The sequence below is a fragment of the Mogibacterium kristiansenii genome (assembly GCF_029224645.1).
Classification (GTDB): Bacteria; Bacillota; Clostridia; order Peptostreptococcales; family Anaerovoracaceae; genus Mogibacterium_A; species Mogibacterium_A kristiansenii.
In genome coordinates this window covers 169,091-188,971 of sequence record NZ_JAQXUZ010000021.1, presented here as the reverse complement: position 1 = coordinate 188,971, position 19,881 = coordinate 169,091, and the positions used below count along the sequence as shown (strand labels likewise).

The following is a 19,881-nucleotide window of genomic DNA, read 5'->3' as shown; positions in this document are numbered from 1 at the left end:
AAAAGACTTTTCGAAACTGCAGATTGCTTTTACAAGTAATCTTGGAACGAATGCCGGAGTTATGGCAGCAAATGGACTGGGCTATCCGGTATCCATCGAAGGTGCTGCAAAGTATTGGCGGGAGGATATTCTTGTACAGCGAAGAATTTCTCCTGAAATCACAACAAGTACTGTGATTGCCTGGAGACGAAACATTCCATATTCTTTGGCAGTCCGTAAAATGATTGAGGAGATTAATGCTTTTCGGGCATAAAACAAAATTCAATATAAGCATTAGACATAATGAAACGAAGAGTTTAATATAGATGTGTAAGATGAATGTAAATCTTATACATCTATTTTTTTGTGAAAAATACGTATAGAAAAGGGCTTTTTATTATGAGTAAAAAACTAGTGGCATTTTTCAGTGCAAGCGGAACAACAAAAAAAGTAGCACAGATGATTGCAGAGGAAGTAAAAGCGGATTTGTTTGAGATTGAGCCGAAAGTTCCATATACAAAGCCTGATCTTGACTGGATGAATAAAAAATCCAGAAGCAGTGTAGAAATGAAGCCAGGTGACTGCATCAATATTCCTACAGGTGTTAAGCACTGGCATGGAGCCGCACCGGATGAATGGTTTTCACATCTGGCAATAGAAGTTCCGGGCGAAAATAGTTCCAATGAATGGCTTGAACCGGTAAGTGATGAAGAATATAGAAAACTAAAATAAGATCAAAGGTTGCCGCAGAGCATAAGACTTATGAGGAAGCGATGGCAGGAATCAATGAGACGCTTGAAAAGATGGGACTGGATTATCTTGATATGATGATTATTCACAGTCCGCAGCCGTGGGCAAAGGTTAATCAGTGCGAAGATGGATATGTAGAGGGAAATCGCGCGGCATGGAAAGCTCTTGAGGATGCTTATGAGGCAGGAAAACTTAAGGCAATCGGAATTTCCAATTTCCAGATTGAAGATATTGCAAGTCTTCTTGAAACAGCAAAGATTAAGCCAATGGTAAATCAGATTCTTCTCCATATCAGCAATACGCCGATGGAGTTAGTAGAATATTGCCGAAAGAATAATATTGTCGTGGAAGCATACTCACCAATTGCACATGGTGAAATATTAAATCAACCGGAGATAACTGCGATTGCAAAGAAGTATGGCGTGACTGTTCCACAGCTCTGCATTAAATATACGCTTCAGCTAGGTGCAGTTTCTCTGCCAAAAACAAGTAATCCTGAACATATGAAGAGTAATGCAGAACTGGATTTTGAGATTATTACTGAAGACATGGAACTGTTAAAGAATTTTAAGAAAATTAAAAGCTATGGTGACAGTGGAGTTTTCCCTGTTTATGGTGGAAAGATGTAAGGAAAATATGTTCGATACTCTTTGGTGTTGGTGATGGAATAAGAATTCCGTCATCAGCACCATTTTTAAAAAAAATAGAGACATGACGTCCATTTTCACGTAGAATAAAAAGTAAGTTTACACCTTTTTGGAGCAGGAAAAACCAAGAAATGCGAGGTTATGCAACAATGATAAAAATACTATTCATCTGCCACGGCAACATTTGCCGAAGCACAATGGCGCAGAGCGTGATGCAGTATCTGGTGAATCGACAGGGAAGTTCCGCCGCGTTTCAGATTGATTCCGCGGCCACCAGCCGGGAAGAAATCGGCAATCCGGTGCATCCCGGGACGGTGCGGAAGCTACAGAAAGAGAATATTCCGGTCATTCCGCACCGGGCAGTACAGATGAAGGCGTCGGACTACGAGGAATACGATTATCTGATCGGCATGGATTCCGCCAACCTGCGAAACATGAGGCGCATTGTCGGCGGCGATCCGGAGAAAAAAATGTTTCTTTTATTGGAGTTTGCCGGTGAAAAGGGCGATATCGCCGATCCGTGGTATACCGGGAATTATGAAGATACGTATCGGGATGTGCGCCGGGGGTGCGAAGGACTCTTGGAACATCTCTTGAAGGAAGAGGAGGTTTGAAATGAGCTGCACGACCATTGAACTGAATCGAAAAGCAGTCACCGGACTGGAAGAAATCGGAAAGAAGATACAGGTTTCCATGACGCTGATGCGGATGGGATTTGAGGTCACCGACGGAGAAGACAGTTCTGCGTACTAGGAGCAAGCGATGAAAGAGGATCCAACCGATGTAAGAGAAGAGTGCTCCGTTCACTCTTTTTCTTTAACCAAATTTCAATAATTAGTCTCATCTTACACAAATTAGTTGACACTAACCACTTACCATGCTATCCTTTAGTTAACCGAGCCTAACCGATGAGCATCCAACCTCATCTACTCGGTGAACGTTATCATCTTGAAAGTTATTTTTACAAGGAGGAAAGCACAATTGAAGAAAAAAAGGGATCAATTGACCGCGTTCTTGTTGTCGGCGCTGCTGCTGATTACGGGAAGTGCGGTGGGGACGACGTCCGCGTGGGCGGATGAAAAATCTCCGCCGTCAAGCATTGCCCGGTGCGAACAAGCCGGCATCAGCAAGGGATTCGCCATTACTTTTAACGCAGAGGATGAGAGTTGGTTCAACGCCATTTCGTCCGTAAAGGTTTTCGGCACGGGGTACAAGAAGGTGACCAGCTCCTGGGATTTCGATGACCGGGGAGAGAACTATCGGGTGCTGCCGACGGATAAGCAGGTTTTGATTGGGGAAGCATTTTCCGACACCACGGCAACCTGCGTCATTTCGGCCAACGGGTACAGCGACCTGAAGCTGACCTTGAACAAATCCAAGCACACCGCGTCGATTGCCGAAGACGAGACAGAGAAGACATATAAGGTTACTGCGGAGGCAGCAGAAAACGGTACGGTGAGCGTGGACAAAACCACGGCGAAAGAAGGCGAAACGGTGACCATTACGGCAAATCCGGCGAACGGATACGTGCTGAAGTCCCTTTCGGCAGCGGACAGCAACGGAAAGGCGATTACCGTCACCAATTCGACCTTCCAAATGCCGGCATCCGATGTGACGATAAGTGCATCCTTTGAAAAGAAGCCGGAGGAGGGTGAAAAGGAAATCGACCCGAAGGATGTTTCTGTGAAAGTGGATTCCTTCAACGGCTTGTGGCAGTTATCTTTCGGGGATTCGAAGTATCCGGATGCCATCACGAAGGTTTCCGTCAACGGAACGGATTGGGAAGCCTATAGCTTTACGCCGTCCACGGGTGGAAAATATCGCGTTCGAGACGGTGTATTGGAATTTGCGCAGAAGAGCTACAGTCAGACCGCGGCGCTGAAGAGCGGCGACGTGATTTCCATCACGGCGAAAGGGTACAAAACCTTGACCTTTAAGGTTTCCATCGATAACGGCAAGCTTACCGTTTCTCAGGGGACCAATCCGGGCGATGACATGCAGCTGCACGTTCGGCTGGTGGGCAGCTTTGAATCCGCTTTGGTGAACCAGAAGGGGTACGATGCCATCAGCGGCGCATCCACCAACGTTACCCAGAACAAGAACAGCAATGCCAGCGTTGAGGTGGCACTGGTAAAAACAGGTACGGATCCGGTAGACAGCGACTGGAAGCTCCTGAGCGAAAGTGACATCCGCGTAAAATCCAAAGGGTCTTCCGTCAATATCGTAAATCATGACGATCCTGCGAAGGGAAATGATTCCGGAATGGCCGGCGTCTATTCCGTTCACGACGGTTCCGTCACACTGGCCGGCACGCCTGCAAAGGCCGGAACTTACGATATCAGCGTGACCATCACCGATGAACTGGGGCGGAAAGCCACCGGCAACGCACTGACCTTCCGTATATTCAGCGGAGAGGAGATGCTGGAAAATCAGCTGGTGCTTGCCAACTGCACCAAGACGTCCGATGGAAAATATATGTACGACATGGAGCCGTGGGCCATTAAGAACTTCACTTTGGATCCGAACAATGAAACCGTTGTGGTTCCGGAAGATTTGAAAGCGTGGTACGGATCTCATACCAGCGGTACATACGGAAAACTGGGATATGCTATTCCGGAAGGCACCATGCAGACCCAGACGCTTATTTTGCCGAAGGGCTGCAACCTGACGCTGGTGAATATGGACATTCTTAGCAGCGTGAAAATCCTTGTGCAGGATGGGGCGAAGCTGACCTTACGGGATTCCGTGGTGCAAGGGGCGGTAGAGGTGGAGAACGGCGGAACATTCTCCATGAATTACAACGATTACGGCGGCGGAGAGTTCCTGAACGGCGCATCCATCAACGGAAAGCTGATTCTAAAGGATGGATCCACGCTGGAAAATGCAAAGATCTATTCCAACACCAACAACATCGCCAACGGCTCGGAAGCTCGTCGCAACACGGATCCGGTGGTTGTGGTGAACGGAAATGTTACATTGAAAGGAAAGGTGTTCCTGCGAGGCGATGAAGCGCCGACCGGTACAGACCCGGCGACGGGAAAGAGTTATACCGGTCAGACCGGAATGCAGGTGAACGGAACGCTGAATCTGGATAAAGATGCCGTACTTGCGGTCTACGGCGGCGGAAAGGATGCCACCACTTCCAATGGCGGTTCGGCAATTATTCTGAACGGCGGCACGATCACCGGAGAAGGAAAGCTGATCGCCGTTGGCGGAGACGGCCATTTCGGCGAAGGCGGAAATGCGGTGAGCGGAAACGGTACGATTTCCGTGACCGATGCGTACCTGGAAGGTGGTGCTTCGGTTTCCAAATCCGGAACTCCGGGAAAAGCCTTGGGCGACGGGATCAAGCTGGCCGGTACCACGAATCGAAATTTGATTGACGGTTCCACCGGAAGCGGAATCGATTACGATAACGACACCTACTGGAGGGATATTCTCAGCGTGCCGAATCTGGATCTTTATCCGGTGGAAAAAAATGCACCGGGAGAGCAGCCGGGCGGTGATACAGAAAATCCGGAAAAGCCGGGAAATGGCACCGATAAACCGGAGAAACCATCCACGCCGGCAAAACCATCCGATAGCGGTTCTGCCACACCAAAGCCGCAAGGCCCGGTAAACCCGGGAGACAACGGTTCTTCCGGCACCGGCAACCACAAGAACAAAAACAAGAACAGCAAGCAGTCCTCTGTGGAGACAGGGGATGAGTCCCACACCATTCTGTGGGCGACCGCCATGCTGGCTGCACTGGCAGGAGTGGGTACCATTACTCTGCGCCGCAGACAGAAAAAGCAGAACTAGAATGAAGATCCAGACATATTAAAGTTGCCGTGCGAGAAATTCTCTAGTTTGAAGCTTGCAAAATAAAAAAGCAGCGACCATCGCACTGAGGTGATGGCGCTGCTTTTTCGTAAGCTATTGAATCATCTTTAAGAAGTATTCGTGAATCCGAGTATCCTCCGTCATTTCCGGATGAAAAGACAGGCCGAGCTGGTTGCCGTACCGTACGGCGACAATGTGGTCGTCCACGGTGGCCAGAACTTCTACATCGGAATCGTCCACGGATTCGATGTACGGCGCTCGAATGAATACCATCGGAAATTTGCCGATGCCCTTGACCGGCTGATCCGTGATGAAGCTGCCCAGCTGTCTTCCGTATGCGTTTCGCCGAACCGTAACGGGAAGGGTGGCCAGATGGGTTACCGGATCGTTGTAAAGGGTCTGCGCCAGAAGAATCATTCCCGCGCAGGTGGCCAATACCGGAAGTCCTTCCCGGATACAGGTCTGAATTTCCCCGAACATATTCAGCTTGTGGAGTAGCTTTCCCTGAACCGTACTTTCGCCCCCCGGAAGAACAATTCCCTGAATACCTTCCAGGTCGGCTTTCTGTCGAATCTCCACGCACTCGGCGCCCAGAGATTCCAGCATTTTGCGGTGTTCGATGAAAGCACCCTGTACTGCAAGTACACCGATTTTCATCCTATTTACCTCTCTCTTCCATGATGATGGCAATTTCACTTGGGTTGATGCCGACCATCGCTTCGCCAAGATCTTCGGAAAGCTCTGCAATCAGTTTCGCGTCGGTGTAGTTGGTCACCGCCTGAACGATAGCGGAAGCTCTTTTTGCCGGGTTGCCGGACTTGAAAATGCCGGAACCAACGAATACGCCTTCCGCACCCAGCTGCATCATCAGGGCTGCGTCTGCCGGAGTCGCCACACCGCCGGCTGCAAAATTCACTACCGGAAGCTTGCCGTTGTCGTGTACGTATTTTACCAGCTCGTAAGGAACCTGAAGCTGCTTTGCTTCTTCAAAGAGCTCGTCTTCCCGCATGGAAACCACTTTGCGGATTTCCGCATTCATCTTTCTCATATGACGAACGGCCTGAACCACGTCGCCGGTTCCCGGTTCACCCTTGGTACGAATCATGGAAGCACCTTCATTGATTCTTCTCAGGGCCTCGCCCAGATCTCTTGCGCCGCATACGAACGGAACCTTGAAATCTCTCTTGTTGATGTGGTAAATATCATCGGCAGGGGACAGCACTTCCGACTCATCGATGTAGTCGATTTCGATGGCTTCCAGAAGCTGCGCCTCTACAAAATGACCGATTCTGCACTTCGCCATAACCGGAATGCTGACCGCTTCCTGAATGCCCTTGATCATCTTCGGATCGCTCATTCTGGATACACCGCCGGCTGCACGAATATCTGCCGGAATCCTCTCCAGCGCCATTACCGCACACGCCCCCGCTTCCTCTGCAATCTTTGCCTGTTCCGGTGTTGTAACGTCCATGATGACTCCGCCCTTCAGCATCTGAGCCAAACCCTTGTTCAGTTCATACTGTTTATTATCCATTGTTGAATGTACCTCCTTGAATTTAACTGGTTATAATAGTACAATCAAACTGGTAATAAATAAATAATCAAAACATTTATATTTTTCATTCCAGATAGGGGAGGAGCGATGCTGACCTACGTCTTTGAGCATAACGGAAAACCGCTGTACGAGCAGGTGTACGACAACATAAAGGCGGACATTGTGGCCGGAAGACTGCGTCCCGGGGAGAAACTCCCGTCGAAACGTTCTTTTGCCGGTAACAACGGGATTAGTACCATAACGATTCAGAATGCATATGACCAGTTGATCGGCGAGGGTTACATTTACTCCATCCCGAAGAAAGGCTATTACGTCTCCGACATCTTGGAGATGAACCGCATTCCCCGGGAAAGCCGGGTTTCCTATGATATCGAGATTCCCAAAGACCGGGAGTCCTACGATGTGGACCTGTCCAGCAACGCGGTGAATCCCGATACATTTCCTTTTTCGATATGGGCCCGAATGTCCCGAGAGACCATCTCTTCCCAAAAAAAAGAATTGATGGAGGTTTCGCCTACCGGGGGAATCCGGGCATTGCGTTCGGCCATCGCGGACTATCTCCGTTCCTTTCGGGGGATGTTGGTGGATCCGGATCAGATTGTCATCGGTGCCGGAACGGAGTACCTGTACAGCCTGCTGATACAGCTGATTGGCAGCGACCGAGAGTACTGTATCGAGAACCCGGGATACAAAATTCTGGCGAACATCTACCGGCAGCACCGCATTGACTGCAAGTACATTTCCATGGATGAGCATGGCATTCGCATACCGGAACTGCACCAATCGGGAGCAGATATCGTCCATATCAGTCCGAACCATCATTTTCCCAGCGGCATCACCATGCCGGCCAGCCGGCGATACGAGGTGCTGGCCTGGGCCAATGAAAAACCGGGAAGGTACATCATCGAGGACGATTACGACAGCGAATTCCGGCCCAACGGAAAACCGCTGCCCACGCTGTTCAGCATTGATGCCTGCGAACGGGTCATCTACATGAATACGTTTTCCAAGTCCCTGACGCCCACCATTCGAATCAGCTACATGATTCTTCCGGTACATCTGGCCAACCGATTCTACAGCCAGCTGTCCTTCTACGCTTGTACGGTATCGACCTTTGAGCAGTATACGCTGGCGGCGTTTATCCGAAACGGATACTTTGAGAAGCACATCAACCGGATGCGGTTGTATTACAGTCGGCAGCGGAAGCGGCTGATCGAGTCCATCGAGAAAAGCCCGATTCGGGAGCATTGCCGGATTATCGAGAACCAGTCCGGACTTCATTTTCGGATTCGATTGGATACGGAGCTTTCCGATGAGGCGGTGAGTCGGGCACTGGCGGAGAAGGGGATTAAAATCCAGGCCATCTCGGAATACTATCTCACGGATGAAAAGCCGGACGCCCATGATTTTATCATCAACTATTCCGATGTGGACGTGAAGGCCATGCCGGCGGTGTGGGAGACGATGAACCTGATTTTGGGCGGCGAGAATAAATAGAGAAAAAAGATTGGAGGAATATTATGCCTGAATTTAAAGTGCATTCCGATTTCGACCTTACCGGGGATCAGCCCCAGGCGGTGGATCATATTGTGGACAGCATTCTGGCCGGGAATCGGCACCAGACCCTGATGGGAGTCACCGGTTCCGGAAAGACGTTCACCATGGCGAAGATCATCGAGAAGATTCAGAAGCCAACGCTGATTATTTCTCACAACAAAACCCTGGCGGCGCAGCTCCACGGCGAGATGAAGGAGTTTTTTCCGGAGAATGCGGTGGAATACTTCGTTTCCTACTACGATTACTATCAGCCGGAGGCGTACGTGCCGTCCACGGATACCTATATCGAGAAGGATGCGGATATCAACGACGAAATCGATAAGCTGCGGCACTCCGCTACGGCGGCCCTGCTGGAGCGGCCGGATACCATTGTGGTGGCCAGCGTGTCCTGCATCTATGGCTTGGGAAGCCCGAATTCCTACCGGAATCAGCTGCTGTCCCTGCGGCCGGGCATGGAGATGGATCGGACGGACATGATTCGGAAGCTGGTGGATATGCAGTACAATCGGAACGATATGGATTTTCACCGAGGCACCTTCCGAGCACGGGGAGACATTATCGATATCTATCCAGCCGGCGGCGAAGAGGCGGTCCGGGTGGAGATGTTCGGCGATGAAATCGATTCCATTAAGGAGATGAACCCGGTGACTGGGGAGATTACCGGCGTGCGGAACCACATTTCCATTTTCCCGGCGTCGCATTACGTCACCAACGGGGATGACATGAAGCTGGTGGCCAAATCCATCAAAGCGGAGCTGAAAGAGCGGCTGCAATGGTTCCGGGATAACGGAAAACTGCTGGAGGCGCAGCGCTTGGAGCAGCGCACCAACTACGATATCGAGATGATGATGGAAATCGGCACCTGCAAAGGAATCGAGAATTACTCCCGCCACCTGAATTTCCTAGAGCCGGGGGAGCGGCCGTATACCTTGCTGGACTATTTTCCGGAGGGGGATTTTCTCACCATTATCGACGAGTCTCACGCCATGCTGCCTCAGCTTCGGGCCATGTACAACGGCGACCGGGCCCGGAAACAATCTCTGGTGGAGTACGGTTTCCGGCTGCCGTCTGCGCTGGACAACCGGCCGCTGAAGTTCGAGGAATTTGAGAAGATGGTGGACCAGACGGTATACGTCAGTGCTACTCCGGCCCGGTTCGAGCTGGAGCATTCCGGCGGCGTAACGGCAGAGCAGGTGATTCGTCCGACGGGACTTCTGGATCCGGAAATCGACGTGCGGCCGACGGAAGGGCAGATTGACGACCTTCTGAGCGAAATCTACAAAACCACGGATGCCGGGGAGCGGGTGCTGATCACCACCTTGACCAAGCGGATGGCCGAGGATCTGTCCAAGTACCTGGAGAATCAAGGCATTCGGGTGCGGTACCTCCACTCCGACATCGATAACTTCGAGCGACTGGAAATCATCCGGGATCTGCGCCTGGGTAAATTCGATGTTCTGGTAGGCATCAACCTCCTCCGTGAAGGATTGGATCTTCCGGAGGTTTCATTGGTGGCCATCCTGGATGCGGACAAAGAGGGATTCCTCCGTACGGAAACCTCCTTAATGCAGACAGTGGGCCGTGCCGCCCGGAATTCCCACGGCCGGGTCATCATGTATGCAGATCGAATTTCCAAAGCCATGCGGTATACCATCGACGAATCCAAACGCCGTCGGGAGATTCAGAGTGCGTACAACGAGGAACACGGCATCGTGCCGAAGACCATCGTAAAACCAATTCGCGACATTGCTACAGCGACCGAGGCATACAACCCGGAAAACGAGTTCAAGAATCCGAAGGAGATGACGGCCAAGGAGCTGAAGGAAACCATCAAGAAGATGGAAAAAGAAATGAAGCAGGCCGCAAAGGACCTGCAATTCGAGCGGGCAGCGGAGCTGCGAGATCTACTGTTCGAGCTGCGAAGCAGCAAGCGGGTATAATGAAAAAAGCAGGGCTTCCAATTGGGAAGAAATGCTTTTTTCTATGAAGTTCTCGGACTTGGTGCACGAAAGACAGGAAACCATTGATTTTCCGTTTGCTTTGCACCAAGTCCGGAGCCCGATTCGGCGCCGTTTACAAAAAGACTTGGTGCACGAAAGCCCGGAACCCCTTAATTTTCCGTTGGCCTTGCACCAAGTCCGAGACCCAATTAGGCGCTATTCCGCAAAAGCCCGGAGCAAAACCTTCAGCGCCTGCTTCAAATGTTCTTCCGTAACGGTGAGCGGCGGGAGCAGGCGCACCTTTTCCCCCGCAGGACCGGCGGTGATGCACAGGACACCGTTTTCCAGGCATTCATTGACGATGTCAGATGCTTTTTTGGAAGCCGGTGTGATGGCAATCATCAGGCCCAGACCTTCTACTGCCGCAACACCCGGAGCATCTCGGAACGCCTCGAAGACCATGGCGGATTTTCTTTTTACCGAATCCAGAAAACCCTCGTTCAGCCGCTCCACGATGCTCAGTGCGCCGGCGCAGGCTACCGGGTTTCCGCCGAAGGTGGTGCCGTGAGTTCCCGGAACCAGGGCGTTTTTGGTTTTCTCATTGAACATGCAGATACCGATAGGGAGACCACCGCCGATGCCCTTAGCAATGGTGACGATGTCCGGCCGGAGCCCAAGCTGCTCGTAGGAATAGAGGGTGCCGGTGCGGCCGTTGCCCGCTTGGACCTCGTCGCAGATGAGGAGGATATCCTTCTCGCGGCACAGTTTCGTCAGCGCATCGGCAAATTCCTGAGTCATCACGTTGACGCCGCCTTCTCCCTGAACGCATTCCACGATGATGGCCGCGGTGCGGTTTGCATCCACCAGGGATTCCACGCTTTCCGAATCATTGAACTCTGCGTATTTGAAACCCGGAACCAGCGGCTCGAAGCCTTCGTGGTAGTGCGGATTTCCGGTGGCGGAGAGGGCGCCGTAGCTCCGGCCGTGAAAACTGTTTTTCATGGAGATAATTTCATAGCAGTCCGGCCCTTTGTGCAGGTGCTGATAACGGCGAGCGGCTTTCAGCGCGCATTCGTTGGCCTCGCCGCCGGAGTTAGTGAAGAACATGTTCGTCATGCCGGTGCGCCGGGCCAGAAACTCGGCGAGTTTGACGCAGGGCTCCGTGTAATAGAGATTGGAGGTGTGCTGAACTTTGTGGAGCTGCTCCTCCACCGCATTGATCCAGTCCGAATCGCAGAAACCGAAGGAGTTGGTGCCGTACCCCGACTCCAAATCGATGTACTTCTTGCCGTTCTCGTCGTAGGCGATGTCGTTGCTGCCCCAGGTGATAGTTACCGGAAACCGATTGTAAGTGCCGGTGATGTATTGATGGTCTAACTCTTTAATATCTTTCATATTAATAAACCCCTTTCTATATGAATTCTCTCCCAAAAACAATTTAGGCTATTTGCGATAGTTACCGTTCAGTTTGATGTAGTCGTAGGTGATATCGCAGCCCCAGCAGGTGGCGGAAGCATTTCCGTTATCGATGGTGATGCGAATTACAATTTCATCTTCTCCCAGAATTTCCGAGGCGTATTCTTCATCAATGTCCACGCCCACGCCGTTCCGGCATACCGTGATTTCGCCGACTTCCGATAAGAAATCATTCGTACGTGTTCCGGATTAAAAGGAATATTGGAATATCCCATGGCACCATAATCCGTCCCCAGTTGGCGTCGTTGGCGAAAACGGCGGTTTTGGTGAGGGTGGTTCCTATGTTGGGATGCACCATTCCGGAACCCTTGGAGATGCCGCCCAGCGTGATGGTGCGGCCTTGACGCGATTGGTGGTATACAGACCGGCACTGACGCAGTCTGCATTTCGGTCGCTGAGAATAATGGCCAGATCGTTTTCTTTTTATTCGGACGAACGCCGCAGTGGGTCGCTCCGGCGGTAAAGCCGGTGGGGGGCACAAATTCCTCCCGAAATGTATTTCAATTTCATTATCGCTCACCTCCCAGCACCAGCCCGGTAGTTTCCGGAGCGCCCATCATCAGATTCAGATTCTGAATGGCGGAACCGGAAGCACCTTTTCCCAGGTTATCGAAACGAGCCACCAGCAGCATGCGGTCCGGATTCCCGTAAAGTGACAACTCCATGTCATCCCGTCCGCTCATGGTGTTGGCAGAAACAAAGCCGTTTTCATCTGCATCTTCCTTATAATACACCAGCGGACCGGTGTAGAATTCCCGGTACGCATTTCGGATGTCCTCCATGGTGCCGTGAATGTCAGACCCGAAGAGGGGGATGATGGTTTCCATTCCGCAGTAATAGTCAGATACAATCGGGCAGAAAATCGGGGCGCACTCTAAACCGTTCAGGGCAGCGATTTCCGGGAGGTGCTTGTGCTGTTGAGACAAGCCGTACATCCGCGGAGCATCCATCAGTGCATCTCGGCAGTCGCTTTCGTATTCGCCAATCATCTTTTTACCGCCGCCGGAATAGCCGGTGATGCTGAAACATTGAAGCTTTTGCGCCGGAGAGAGAATCCCGTTTCGAATCAGCGGATAGATTAAGGCATTGACGCCGCTGGCATGACAGCCCGGATTGGCCACCAGGGGTGCCGCTTCGATGGTTTCGGTACCGCTGATTTCCGGAAAACCGTAGACCCATCCTTCCGCCGTGCGGTGGGCGGTGGAGGCATCGATTACGCGGGTGTGACAGGCTTCAGCCTTGGGCGCCGCTTCTTTGGCGGCGGCATCCGGCAGGCACATAAAAACAAAATCCGCTTCTTCATAGGCCTTCCGCCGTGCCGATTCATTGTGACAATCTTCGTATGGAATCACAAACAGTTCCAAATCCGTTCGGCTCTGCAGCCGCTGATGAATTCGCAGTCCGGTGGTTCCGTAACTGCCGTCGATAAATACTTTTGTCATCTCTAGTATACCTTCCTTTATAAATCCTCATGCAGGGAACAGCATCATCCCGGATTGTGTTCCGCATTATGATAAAGTGCGCAAAAAAACGAGTAAATAAAAATACAGAAATATAAATAAATATGCAGCTATTATCTCTCTTTTGTGGAAATAAGTCAAGGGGGAAAAGCGTCGAAATACTTGAATTTAAAGGAATATAGAGTATATTTTAAAGAACAATCAAATAAAAAAATACAATGTTAAGAAAGTTACAAACATTCATGGATACAATGCCTGCAATGCGGAAACTGCATGTGAACCAAAAAGGACTTGTATACCCGTTCAAAGTGACTATAATAATTATTAAGGATATGGTCACTATGAAAAAGGTAGAAGATCACAGTGGGACATGCTTCTATAAAATTTTCTTCTACAATTGAAAGAGAGGATTGTCATGAATTGGGAATTAATCACATTCGTAGGATACTTCGTGATTCTAATGGGCGTCGCGTTGATATTCTACTTTAACGGAGCAAACAAGGACCAGGAGGACTTCTTCCTGGGTGGCAGAGAGATGGGACCGTGGGTAACGGCACTCTCGGCGCAGGCTTCTGATATGTCTGCATGGTTGTTGATGGGCCTGCCGGGCTCCATTCTGGCATTTGGTTTCGGTCAGATGTGGATTGGAATCGGTTTGGCACTGGGAACTGCAGCGAACTGGATATTCTGTGCGAAGAGATTGAGAACATTCTCCTTAGCAGCAGGTGATGCCATCACATTGCCGCAGTATTTGTCCAACCGTTTCGCTACTTCATCGAAAACACTGCAGGTGATTTGTGCGGTAATCTTCCTGGTATGCTATACCATCTACGTTGCATCGGCATATGTAGCCGGCACATCCGTATTCGAGATGCTGTTCCCGGGCGTCAGTGCAAAGGTGACGATGACGATTTTCGCATTGGTTATCGTGTTCTACACCTTCTTCGGTGGATTTAAAGCCGTATGCTGGACGGACTTCTTCCAGGGACTTCTGATGATGGCCGCATTAATGGCTGTTCCGATTGTAATTGTGGCAACGAAGCAGAATCTGGACACCAGCCTTCTGAACAACGTGTATGAATACAAGGATGCATCCGGAGAGATGGTCACCTGCGTATTCGGTACCGGATTATTTGATGCAAGCTGGAAGGACATTATTTCCGGACTGGGCTGGGGACTTGGATACTTTGGTATGCCGCACGTACTGGTACGGTTCATGTCCATTGAGAAGCCTTCGATGATTAAGAAATCGTCCATCGTTGCAATTATTTGGGTTCTGATTTCTCTGGGATCCGCCGTACTGATTGCATACTTCGGCAGAATGCTGATTGCAGATGAGCTGCTTCCTATCGGAGCACAGAAGACGGTATTCATGGTAATGGCTCGGAAGTACTTCCCGGCAGCAATTTCCGGTCTGCTTCTGGCAGCGATTATCGCCGCATCCATTTCTACCGCAGACTCTCAGCTTCTGGTCGCATCCAGTTCCTTCACATCCGACTTGTATAAGCCGCTGATTCGGAAGGACGCGACAGAAAAAGAAACCCTGATGGTTGGAAGAATCGTCGTTGTTGTTATCGCAGTTATCGCATTCTTGATTGCAAGCTCGAAGGGATCCGGAGCACAGGCAATTATGAACTTAGTTGAAAATGCCTGGGGTGCATTTGGATCGGCATTTGGACCGACCATCCTGCTGTCCCTGTTCTGGAGAAACTTTAACTACAAGGGCGCCATCGCCGGCGTTATTTCCGGATTCGTTGTAGATATCGGCTGGCTGTTACTCCTGCACTCTACCGGCGTATACGAAATCGTACCGGGATTCATTGCAAGTGCAGTCATCGCCGTAATCGTTGCAAAGGCAACCGGCGAACCGGATGAGGATGTCAAGACTATTTTCGATAGTGCAATCGAAGGTATCAGATTAGACAAGTGATGTCCCAATCCTTGAGGGAAGGAGGCTTTCGCACAGCCAGTGCGGAAGCCTCGCTTCCTTTTTTTGCGCTCTCATGTACGGAAAATGATTCTTGAAAAAAACAGAAAAAAGAAAATTAAGATATTCTTTTTTCTCACGAATAGTGTACAATCAAGGTGTAAAACACAAAAATACTTGTATGGAGATTATTAAAGAAATTTTGGGAGGAGCGTCATGGGAGTATTAAAAGTAATTAAGAATCGTTTCTCGGTTCGGAAATTTAAAGATCAGCCGATTGAGCCGGAGAAGCTGGAACGCATTCTGGAAGCGGCAAAAGCAGCACCGACGGCAAAGAATCTTCAGCCGCAGCGTATTTTTGTCTGCAAGAGCAAGGCGGCACTGGCCGCTATCGATTCTGCAACCAAGTGCAGATACGGCGCACCGACCGTTTTGGCGGTATGCTACGATCAGAACGAAGTGTGGCACAATCCGTTTGATCCGACCATCGATTCGGGAGAAATCGATGCTTCCATCGTTGCAGATGAAATGATTCTGGCGGCGTGGGATGAGGGCATCGCATCCTGCTGGGTGGCACATTTTAATCCGAAGAAAATCAACAGCGGATTGAAAATTCAGGAACACATTCGTCCGGTGGTATTGATTCCAATCGGTTATGCGGAAGATGGCGTGGAACCGGCTTTGAGACATACGGAATCCAAGGATCTGGACGAAATCGTTCACGAGCTGTAGAGAAGGTAAGGATGTAGAATTTCATTATCTATTGTTTGAGGAAAAGGAGAATATTATGGTTTCGGAAATAAAGATGGATGAGTTGAGAGAGAAGGCCGTAGGCGCATTTACCGGAGGCTACATGTGTTCGGAGACGTTGGTGTACATTCTGAACAAGTACTATGACCTGGGCATTTCGGAAGAAGCCATCGCTATGAGCACCGGCTTCCCATTCGGATTCGGGAATGGGGGAAATGTATGCGGTGCCGTTGCAGGGGCCACCATGTGTCTGGGAAAAGTGTTCGGCCGGACCGTTCCGGGAGATCCGAAGTTTCAGAAATGTTGCAGCCTGGTTCGGGAGTTGAACGATGATGTCATCGAAAAATACGAAACCACCATCTGTCCAACTTTGATTCAGGATTACAATTTCAAGGACCCGGAGCGGAAAAAGCACTGCATTGGCATCGTCCTCGCAGTAGTGGATTCCTTTGCCAAGATTATGGAACGGGAATGCGGCGTAAAAAGAGTGTAGCATACGAACTCAACCAATAAATTTTATCAGGCAAAGGCATCGACAAACTCTGTCGGTGCCTTTGCTATTGCGGAGATTCCGCACTGTGGTATAATTAAAAGATATTTTTATGAGTTTTAGAAAGGAGTGAACCGTGGCGACATTGAAAAAGAAATTGCATAGCCTCAAATCGAAAATCACCGCCGAAGTTCGCTCTTTATCTCGCCGGCAACGGCGCCTGTTGCTTCTGGATGTATTGTTGATCGGCCTGGTGGCAGCCTCCTACATTCTTTTCTTCGTTCCCCGAGACGGAGCGGCCATGTTTCAGATGGCCGCCCAGCGCTCCCGGCGAATTACATCTTGCGTGCAGGACATGTCCCTAAAGACCGAGCTGGAGATTTCATCCGGGGATATTGCCTTCTCACAAAAAAAGAAATCCGCCGCGGAGAAATGCCCCGTTCATATTCGCGTTGAAATGAAGCAAGGGGAGGGCGGGGCGAAAATAAACCGAACCACCAAGGTGACCCTGAACGGAAAAACATCTTCCTTCAAGACGCTGAGCTATTACGATGCGGAACAGAAAATTTTGTTTTCTCGGAAGAGTTCCGAGTGGAGCCGGAAGGAGAATCAAGCAAACGAAGTGCCGGACGTTCAAACCATTCTGAAGCTAAATGAAGACGCTTTGCAGAACAGCGCTTTTGCAAAGACCGACCGGGGCTACGAGGTACGGATACCGGCAGAACAAGTGGGGGTGAGCCCCATTGCTCCGCTGCTGAGAGATGATGAGAACACCGAAATTGCCGGAGGAGAGTTCTGCTTCGTGTTCGGCAAATTCTCCCATCGGTTGATGCAAATTGAGGGGGACAACGTAACGATTCGGCGTAACGGCAAAAAAAACGAAACCTGCACCATCCGTATAAAGTTCACCGATTATAATAAACCGGAACCTGCGGACTGGAAGGTTCCGGAAAAAATCCGCAAGAGCGCGGAAGCACCGGCGAAGGATGCGAAGAAAGGGAAATCCTATCTGCTGTCCCAGACGGAACTGAAGAAAGAAGAGCGGGATTGTTATGTGGTAGGAGAAGATCTTCCTGCCGGAAAATATATCACCGGAAAGCGGACCGGGGAGGGCATCATTACCTGCCTCCGCCATTCCGATGCCAAAGTGCGCTTTGAATATCACTGCGGATACGGCTACTATGCGGTAGATAATTACAAGAGAGGAAGGGAGGTGACTCTGGAGAATGGAGATCGGATTATGTTATCCGGAAAGAAACTGGCCGTCCGGTTCCGGAAAAAATAGAAAAACGCATCGCCGGAAACTTCGGGGTGCCGTCATCGTTTTTTTGGGAATGATGCTCCTGCTCTCCGGCCGTAAGGCCTATGGCGCCGAAGTGATTCATCAGAGCGGGATGGCGCTTCAGCCCTACGACACCTCGATATACGACACGGTAAATAACGCCAACGAAACCATGACCGACTACGGGCACGCCTATACCAACAGTCAAGAGCTGAATTCCGTTTCCGGGCCGTCCATGCAGTTCCGGTCTCTGCTGTACACGGAGATTCCGAACCCTCAGAGCATCGCCGTTTCACCGGACGGGAAGACCGCTTGGGTGATGTCTTCCTATAAGAGCGGGAGCGACAATTCCAGGACCGGGCGGATTTACCGCATTGATCTGTCTCGCTTCTGGAAAAAGAAGGCCGCCGGGTCCAAGGATACCGGGGCGATAAAAGCAGGACCGGAGATTGTCACCGGTCACGGACAGACGCTGGCTTATAATCCCAAAAGCCATGAGCTTTGGTACGTGCGGGAAACAAAGGTGCTCAACACCACACTGGTGCGGGTGAATCCCAAAACCATGGAGGTGGAGAAGGAAATTCATTTCCGCTTTGGCTCCACCATCGTTTTCCCACCAACCTTTACCTTTGATAAGGATGGGAATTGCTGGACCTATACCCGAAGCACCGGCAGCAACTGGGTGTCTGCGGGAACCATTCGGTTCTACAAGGGTCGGATTCAGGGGAATCGCGTGACATTCCGCATGATTAACCAGGGACTTCGGTATCCGCCGGGAAACCTCTGCCAGACCTTTGGCTACAACCCGGTGAATGATCGCCTGTACGTGGTGGCGGACGGGGAAATGCTCACGGTACCGGCGGGTAAGCTGAGCCGGCAACGGGTGACGCCATCGGATGTGCAGTGCATCAAATTCGGCGGGTGTCGAGAATTCGAAGGACTTGCTTTTACGGAAACCGGCTGCGCGTATTTTGCGACCAACAAGCCGTCGGAAATCATGCGGGACCGGGTTAGCTACAACAAGGCGCTGAAGCTGGAGGCCAAATATAAGCGGGCGAAGAAGAATTATGCCCGAGATCGAAAGGCAATGAAGAAAGAGAAAGAAGAGCAGGCTCAGAACATTACCATGGAAAAAATCGGAAAACAACTAGAGGATGGTCTCTAATGAGTGTTTATTTCTGAGATTTTGTGTTATAATGTCGTAAGCATGAAATTTTATTTTCACATAATTAACCAATAGGTTGAATGGGAGGTATTAATATGGCACTTGTTACGACCACTGAAATGTTCCGAAAGGCGTATGACGGTGGATATGCAATTGGCGCGTTTAATGTAAATAATATGGAGATTGTGCAGGCAATTACGGAAGCCTGCAAGAAGGAGAATTCTCCGGTAATTCTTCAGGTATCAAGAGGCGCAAGAGCTTACGCAAATCACACATACCTGATGAAGCTGGTGGAGGCGGCAGTGAAAGAGTGCCCGGACATTCCAATCGCACTTCACCTGGATCACGGTCCGGATTTCGAGACCTGCAAATCCTGCATCGACGGCGGATTCACCTCCGTAATGATCGATGCTTCTTCGAAGCCTTTTGAAGAGAACATCGCGATTACGAAAGAGATAGTAGACTACGCTCATAAATACGGCGTTGTGGTAGAAGCGGAACTGGGAACTTTGGCCGGAATTGAAGACGAAGTGAAAGTATCTGCAGAAGAATCATCTTATACCCGTCCGGAAGAGGTGGAGGAATTCGTCACCCGTACCGGATGTGATTCTTTGGCGATTGCCATCGGCACCAGCCACGGCGCATACAAGTTCAAGCCGGGTACGAACCCGCAGCTGCGTTTCGACGTGCTTCACGAATGTGAAAAGAAACTGCCGGGATTCCCAATCGTTCTTCACGGTGCATCCTCCGTACCGCAGGAATACGTACAGATGATTAACGAATACGGCGGAAACATGCCGGGCGCACTGGGTGTACCGGAAGACCAGCTGAGAGAGGCAGCTCGCTCCGCAGTGTGCAAGATTAATATCGATTCCGACATTCGTCTGGCGATGACCGGAACCGTTCGGAAATATCTGACCGAGAATCCGGCGGACTTCGATCCGAGAAAGTACTTGAAGGCGGGAAGAGATGCTATCGAGGCAATGGTGCGTCATAAGATTGTTGACGTTCTGGGTTCTTCCGGCAAAGCGGAATAGAAAGTGAACCTCTTTAGACAGAAAAATATGAATTCAAAAAGCTG

19 protein-coding genes are annotated in these 19,881 nt (G+C 50.3%); 14 read left to right on the top strand and 5 right to left on the bottom strand.

Annotation, left to right across the window (positions count from 1 at the left end; genetic code table 11):
• The 6 genes from PUE40_RS06735 to PUE40_RS06710 all read left to right on the top strand — a co-directional run.
• Nucleotides 1–253: type 2 periplasmic-binding domain-containing protein (locus tag PUE40_RS06735; protein WP_330636962.1), on the top strand; the 253-nt coding region annotated here is incomplete at its 5' end.
• A gap of 125 nt (nt 254–378) precedes the next feature.
• The gene (locus PUE40_RS06730; protein WP_287795673.1) at nt 379–711 is read left to right on the top strand and encodes a flavodoxin; all 333 of its coding nucleotides are present in this window, start codon (nt 379–381) and stop codon (nt 709–711) included.
• Nucleotides 712–752: 41 nt separating this feature from the next.
• Nucleotides 753–1,358 (top strand): aldo/keto reductase family protein, encoded by a 606-nt coding sequence (locus PUE40_RS06725; protein ID WP_330681548.1) that lies wholly within the window; start codon nt 753–755, stop codon nt 1,356–1,358.
• Between the two features lie 167 nt (nt 1,359–1,525).
• Nucleotides 1,526–1,990: a low molecular weight protein-tyrosine-phosphatase gene (locus PUE40_RS06720; protein WP_277672287.1), complete on the top strand. Its 465-nt coding sequence runs from the start codon at nt 1,526–1,528 to the stop codon at nt 1,988–1,990.
• Nucleotide 1,991: 1 nt separating this feature from the next.
• Nucleotides 1,992–2,129, top strand: a complete 138-nt coding sequence (locus PUE40_RS06715; RefSeq protein ID WP_277672286.1) for a hypothetical protein — start codon at nt 1,992–1,994, stop codon at nt 2,127–2,129.
• 228 nt (nt 2,130–2,357) lie between these two features.
• Complete coding sequence (locus PUE40_RS06710; RefSeq protein ID WP_277672285.1) at nt 2,358–5,177, top strand: InlB B-repeat-containing protein; 2,820 nt, start codon at nt 2,358–2,360, stop codon at nt 5,175–5,177.
• A gap of 114 nt (nt 5,178–5,291) precedes the next feature.
• Here PUE40_RS06710 and pdxT read toward each other — a convergent pair whose 3' ends face one another.
• Entirely contained in the window at nt 5,292–5,855 is a 564-nt protein-coding gene (gene pdxT / locus PUE40_RS06705; protein ID WP_277672284.1) for a pyridoxal 5'-phosphate synthase glutaminase subunit PdxT, read from the bottom strand.
• Between the two features lies 1 nt (nt 5,856).
• The gene (pdxS, locus tag PUE40_RS06700) at nt 5,857–6,732 is read right to left on the bottom strand and encodes a pyridoxal 5'-phosphate synthase lyase subunit PdxS (protein WP_277672283.1); all 876 of its coding nucleotides are present in this window, start codon (nt 6,730–6,732) and stop codon (nt 5,857–5,859) included.
• A gap of 108 nt (nt 6,733–6,840) precedes the next feature.
• On the opposite strand from pdxS, the gene pdxR reads away from it, so the two are divergent.
• Nucleotides 6,841–8,250, top strand: a complete 1,410-nt coding sequence (pdxR, locus tag PUE40_RS06695; protein WP_277672282.1) for a MocR-like pyridoxine biosynthesis transcription factor PdxR — start codon at nt 6,841–6,843, stop codon at nt 8,248–8,250.
• 23 nt (nt 8,251–8,273) lie between these two features.
• Nucleotides 8,274–10,250: an excinuclease ABC subunit UvrB gene (gene uvrB / locus PUE40_RS06690; RefSeq protein WP_154555035.1), complete on the top strand. Its 1,977-nt coding sequence runs from the start codon at nt 8,274–8,276 to the stop codon at nt 10,248–10,250.
• Between the two features lie 216 nt (nt 10,251–10,466).
• On the opposite strand, the gene PUE40_RS06685 is transcribed toward uvrB, so the two are convergent.
• The 3 genes from PUE40_RS06685 to argC all read right to left on the bottom strand — a co-directional run bounded on the left by PUE40_RS06685 (nt 10,467) and on the right by argC (nt 13,168).
• Nucleotides 10,467–11,645, bottom strand: a complete 1,179-nt coding sequence (locus PUE40_RS06685) for an acetylornithine/succinylornithine family transaminase (protein WP_277672281.1) — start codon at nt 11,643–11,645, stop codon at nt 10,467–10,469.
• A gap of 48 nt (nt 11,646–11,693) precedes the next feature.
• Nucleotides 11,694–11,873 carry a bifunctional ornithine acetyltransferase/N-acetylglutamate synthase gene (locus PUE40_RS06680; protein WP_277672289.1) on the bottom strand — a complete coding sequence of 60 codons (180 nt, stop codon included), beginning with the start codon at nt 11,871–11,873 and terminating at the stop codon, nt 11,694–11,696.
• 362 nt (nt 11,874–12,235) lie between these two features.
• On the bottom strand, nt 12,236–13,168 hold the full coding sequence (gene argC / locus PUE40_RS06675) for an N-acetyl-gamma-glutamyl-phosphate reductase (protein WP_277672280.1): 933 nt from the start codon (nt 13,166–13,168) through the stop codon (nt 12,236–12,238).
• Nucleotides 13,169–13,601: 433 nt separating this feature from the next.
• Between argC and PUE40_RS06670 the strand changes: the two genes are divergently transcribed.
• The 6 genes from PUE40_RS06670 (at nt 13,602) to fba (ending at nt 19,837) form a co-directional block, all read left to right on the top strand.
• Entirely contained in the window at nt 13,602–15,116 is a 1,515-nt protein-coding gene (locus tag PUE40_RS06670) for a sodium/proline symporter (protein ID WP_154553672.1), read from the top strand.
• A 213-nt stretch (nt 15,117–15,329) separates the two neighbouring features.
• On the top strand, nt 15,330–15,845 hold the full coding sequence (locus tag PUE40_RS06665; RefSeq protein WP_154553671.1) for a nitroreductase family protein: 516 nt from the start codon (nt 15,330–15,332) through the stop codon (nt 15,843–15,845).
• 55 nt (nt 15,846–15,900) lie between these two features.
• Nucleotides 15,901–16,356 (top strand): C-GCAxxG-C-C family protein, encoded by a 456-nt coding sequence (locus PUE40_RS06660; protein WP_277672279.1) that lies wholly within the window; start codon nt 15,901–15,903, stop codon nt 16,354–16,356.
• 133 nt (nt 16,357–16,489) lie between these two features.
• A complete protein-coding gene (locus tag PUE40_RS06655; protein WP_277672278.1) occupies nt 16,490–17,638 on the top strand; it encodes a hypothetical protein in 1,149 nt (382 codons plus the stop codon).
• Entirely contained in the window at nt 17,580–18,800 is a 1,221-nt protein-coding gene (locus tag PUE40_RS06650) for a YncE family protein (protein ID WP_277672277.1), read from the top strand. Before PUE40_RS06655 ends, PUE40_RS06650 begins: the two co-directional genes overlap by 59 nt.
• 95 nt (nt 18,801–18,895) lie before the next feature.
• Entirely contained in the window at nt 18,896–19,837 is a 942-nt protein-coding gene (gene fba / locus PUE40_RS06645; protein WP_277672276.1) for a class II fructose-1,6-bisphosphate aldolase, read from the top strand.
• The last annotated feature ends 44 nt before the right edge of the window (nt 19,838–19,881 follow it).

Bases quoted from the DNA above. Each gene is read 5' to 3' on its own strand.
- pdxR (WP_277672282.1), top strand. From the start codon at position 6,841: ATGCTGACCTACGTCTTTGAGCATAACGGAAAACCGCTGTACGAGCAG.
- PUE40_RS06670 (WP_154553672.1), top strand. From the start codon at position 13,602: ATGAATTGGGAATTAATCACATTCGTAGGATACTTCGTGATTCTAATG.
- PUE40_RS06725 (WP_330681548.1), top strand. From the start codon at position 753: ATGGCAGGAATCAATGAGACGCTTGAAAAGATGGGACTGGATTATCTT.
- PUE40_RS06715 (WP_277672286.1), top strand. From the start codon at position 1,992: ATGAGCTGCACGACCATTGAACTGAATCGAAAAGCAGTCACCGGACTG.
- fba (WP_277672276.1), top strand. From the start codon at position 18,896: ATGGCACTTGTTACGACCACTGAAATGTTCCGAAAGGCGTATGACGGT.
- pdxS (WP_277672283.1), bottom strand. From the start codon at position 6,732: ATGGATAATAAACAGTATGAACTGAACAAGGGTTTGGCTCAGATGCTG.
- PUE40_RS06685 (WP_277672281.1), bottom strand. From the start codon at position 11,645: ATGAAAGATATTAAAGAGTTAGACCATCAATACATCACCGGCACTTAC.
- PUE40_RS06730 (WP_287795673.1), top strand. From the start codon at position 379: ATGAGTAAAAAACTAGTGGCATTTTTCAGTGCAAGCGGAACAACAAAA.
- pdxT (WP_277672284.1), bottom strand. From the start codon at position 5,855: ATGAAAATCGGTGTACTTGCAGTACAGGGTGCTTTCATCGAACACCGC.
- argC (WP_277672280.1), bottom strand. From the start codon at position 13,168: ATGACAAAAGTATTTATCGACGGCAGTTACGGAACCACCGGACTGCGA.
- PUE40_RS06660 (WP_277672279.1), top strand. From the start codon at position 15,901: ATGGTTTCGGAAATAAAGATGGATGAGTTGAGAGAGAAGGCCGTAGGC.
- PUE40_RS06650 (WP_277672277.1), top strand. From the start codon at position 17,580: ATGGAGATCGGATTATGTTATCCGGAAAGAAACTGGCCGTCCGGTTCC.
- PUE40_RS06720 (WP_277672287.1), top strand. From the start codon at position 1,526: ATGATAAAAATACTATTCATCTGCCACGGCAACATTTGCCGAAGCACA.
- PUE40_RS06665 (WP_154553671.1), top strand. From the start codon at position 15,330: ATGGGAGTATTAAAAGTAATTAAGAATCGTTTCTCGGTTCGGAAATTT.
- uvrB (WP_154555035.1), top strand. From the start codon at position 8,274: ATGCCTGAATTTAAAGTGCATTCCGATTTCGACCTTACCGGGGATCAG.